The 3,322-nt window shown below is 68.3% G+C and carries 2 protein-coding genes and 1 pseudogene; 1 reads left to right on the top strand and 2 read right to left on the bottom strand.

Translation table 11 applies throughout. The features are described 5' to 3' along the window. Positions 1 to 357: 357 nt before the first annotated feature. On the bottom strand, positions 358 to 630 hold the full coding sequence (locus tag WA317_RS09390) for a hypothetical protein (RefSeq protein ID WP_425172767.1): 273 nt from the start codon (positions 628 to 630) through the stop codon (positions 358 to 360). On the opposite strand from WA317_RS09390, the gene WA317_RS09385 reads away from it, so the two are divergent. After that, complete coding sequence (locus WA317_RS09385; RefSeq protein WP_425172766.1) at positions 614 to 2,335, top strand: choice-of-anchor Q domain-containing protein; 1,722 nt, start codon at positions 614 to 616, stop codon at positions 2,333 to 2,335. The two genes, WA317_RS09390 and WA317_RS09385, sit on opposite strands and share 17 nt — an antisense overlap. An 860-nt stretch (positions 2,336 to 3,195) precedes the next feature. On the opposite strand, the pseudogene WA317_RS09380 reads toward WA317_RS09385, so the two are convergent. Next, positions 3,196 to 3,322: pseudogene (locus tag WA317_RS09380) on the bottom strand (IS630 family transposase); the annotation flags it as partial.

Genomic DNA, 3,322 nt, shown 5'->3' with positions numbered 1-3,322 from the left:
CGGCCTCAACTGGCCCCACCCCCGACCACAACGCCACCGACCACCTGCCAGCGCCCGCCGACCGACTCCCACCAGCCGACAAAGCCCCATCTACACCAGGATCATGCTCGGCCGGTGGATCGAGGCTAAGGCGAGATTGACGTGCTTGCCCGATGTGAGGCCGGGGCCTTAGCCATAGCTTCACCGGCAGATCGGCAACCACCCCTCTTCAGGAGACCTCATCATGATCGCTCACCTTGCTGGGCCGCGGCACCCGGATCGATTTTTGTCCGCCGCTAGGACCCGGCTTGCTCGCGGGCTCGCGTTCTCGATCCTGCTCATGGCCATCGGCGCCGGGCAGGCACTCGCGAAGACGTACTACGTGGCGCCGGCGGGGTCGGATTCGTCGTGCGCGGCGAATTCGTCGTCGGCCCCGTTCGCGACGGTGCAGGCGGCACTGGCGTGCGCATCGGATGGGGACGTGGTCAGCTTGGCGCCGTCCGGGGCGACGCCGTACCCCGGGATCGGTGCAGTGAGCCACAGCGTGACGATCAAAGCGGGATCGGGTAACGCGCAGTCGGTGAAGATCGACGTCTCCCAGCCGCTTGACTCCTCGGGGAACTCGACCGGTCTGATGTCGGTCCCCGCCACGGCGACGGTCAGCCTGCAGGGTGTCACCGTGCAGTGCCCGACCTCTGGTCAGAGCCTGGCGTGCCTGGGATCGCTGGTGACCAATAACGGGACCCTGTCGCTGAGCGGCGTCGTGGTGACTGGCGCGACCCACGGGGCGGCGATCAACGACATCTCCACCGGATCGACTCCGGCGCGGTTGACGGTCACCAACTCCACAATCTCCGGCAACACCAACGACGGGTTCGGCAACGACCGAAGCGAGGCGGCCGGGATCAGCGTCTCCTACGTCCCCGGCACCACCTCGACGGCCGACCCGCAGGCGACGATCGTCAACACGACGATCGCCGACAACCCTGGCGGCTCAAGCGACCAAGCGGCCGGCGGTGTCTACGTCGATGCCAGGACTCCCAACGCGGTGAACCTGATCAACGACACGATCACCGCCAACTCCGGCAGCGCAGCAGGTGGCGTGCAGAACCAGGTCAGCAACACCCGCGGCGCCGCGGTCATCGCCAGCAACACCGTGATCGCAGGCAACACCACCGAGGGCGCGGCACCGGACTGCTCGGGGCAGCTCGCCGACGGCGCCGGCGGACACAACCTGATCGGCGACAACGACAACTGCACCGGCCTCACCAACGCCGTCGACGGCGACCAGCTGGGCAGCTCCGCCAGCCCGATCGACCCGCGGCTGGGGGCCCTCGCTCTCAACGGCGGCCCCACGGAAACCGCGCCGCCCCTCACCAACAGCCCACTGATCGGCGCAGGTCTGGGTGGCAGCTGCGAGGCAGCCCCGGTTTCCGGACTGGACCAGCGCGGCGAGTCTCGCAAGGCCACGACGCGCAACGCCTGCGACATCGGAGCCGCCGACACCGGCGGGGCCACGATCACCGATGGGGCCCCGGCGATCACCTCCGCCGCCTCGGCCAAGGTCGTCGAGTCGACCCCGCTGAGCTTCACGGTGCACACCACGGGCGCACCGAGGGCGGCTCTGTCGGAGTCCGGAGCGCTGCCCACGGGCGTGAGCTTCACCGACCACGGCAACGGTACGGCGACGATCTCCGGCACGCCGGCGGCGGGCAGCGCAGGCTCCTACCCGATCACGATCACCGCGTCCAACGGCGTTGACCCAGCCGCCATCCAGGCGTTCAGCGTTCATGTGCTGGCGCCGGTGTCCGCCTCCTCGATCTCCCCATCCTCGCTCGCTCAGGGGGCCATCGGTGCGGTTGCCACGCTCAACGGGAACGGGTTCACGGCACCGGTGAAGGTCAGCATCAGCGGACCGGGTACTGGTGTGTCGGCCGGGGTGACCTCAACAGCGCCGACGGCGGTGGGACTAAGGATCACGGTCGCGCCGGGGACGCCCGCCGGTGCCTATACGGTCAAGGTGACCAACGGCAACGGAGCCACGGCCAGCTGCGTCGGCTGCCTGTCAGTGGCCGCCGGACCCACCATTGGCGGGATCGCACCCGCGACGGTGTCGGCCGGTCAGACCACACAGTTCATGGTGACGGGGACGGGATTCAGCTCCGACGCCAAGCTCACCGGTCCGGCCGGAACGAGCTTCTCGGCCGTCAGCGTCAACTCCGCCGGAACCCAGATCACCGCGACGATCGGCGTGAGCTCCACCGCCAAGGCGGGGTCTAACCTGCCGGTCGTCGTGACCGACGGGGCGGCAGGCAACTACGGCAGCGTCAAGGACAACGCTCTCACGATCAGCTGATCCGCGGCGCCGACACGCCCCGACCGCTCACTGTCGAGCGGTCAGGGCGCCCGCCGACCGAACAACCCCCCCACACGGTGCGGAGCACTCACCGAGCGTTGAGCTCCAGCAACAAGCGCATCTCGGACCAACCCCGTGGACACCCGGTTTGGCGGCCAAGCTCCGCCGGCGCCCGCTCCGACCGCTGACGCGCGACGCCGCGGGTTTGCACAGGTACCACCGCGCGCAGGAGACGGCACTAACGGCCCTGCTCTCGGCGAGGATTACACCTACGTGCTCTTGCCAGGCGGGCGACGCTCGGAGACCGAGGTGGCGTCGATCTAATGATCGCTTAGCAACGCGAACATTTGCGGTCGCGTTCGTCGGCGAGCGTGCCGAGCAAGCCGACAGTCCAGCACGTCGGGCAGCCCCGCCAGGCGGCCGCGGTGACGGGGAGCAGCACGAGTGCGACCGGACCAACGACGGCCAGCAGAACTATCGCGAGCCCGGCGGTAGTGAGCCCGGCCGCACCTCTGAACAGATGCTCGCGGACAGAGCCGCTCGCCAGCGGCGAGCGCCGCCTGTCCTGTCGATCGAGTGTCGTTGGCATCTCATCATCGGTACGTCGCAACGCCACGCATGGATCAACCGCTGCGCGTAGTTGCGCCCGCACGACTCATGACAACCGAGCCGTCGCCGCTATACACCGATGCCATCCCGGGCGCGCTCTTGATGAGGCTGCTTCTCGCCGGTTGGCGGGGGAAGGCTGATTGGCGCGAGCATGTCTCGCAGCTCATGCGGAAGACAGAGCCGCTTAGCGTAGTGCGACACCCGCCGTTGCTGATCGCGTATTCACCAAACGACGTCACCAACGAGGCGATCTAGTGTCGCGCGTCTGAAGTTGGTTGACGGGTGGCTCGGGGGATGATCTGGTCGGCGGTCTTGGTCCAGACGAACGGTCGGCAGCGGTCGTTGTAGGCGTCGATGAACGCGCGGATGGCTGCGATG

Origin of the sequence: Mycobacterium sp. (genome assembly GCF_049802695.1) — a bacterium.
In the GTDB taxonomy this organism is placed as follows: Bacteria; Actinomycetota; Actinomycetes; order Mycobacteriales; family Mycobacteriaceae; genus Mycobacterium.
The sequence above is the reverse complement of the archived record's forward strand: the minus strand, read 5'-3'. Positions and strand labels throughout refer to the sequence as shown.

What these genes read in the sequence shown, in the direction of transcription:
- WA317_RS09385 (WP_425172766.1), top strand. Translation starts at nt 614, where the DNA reads ATGTCGGTCCCCGCCACGGCGACGGTCAGCCTGCAGGGTGTCACCGTG.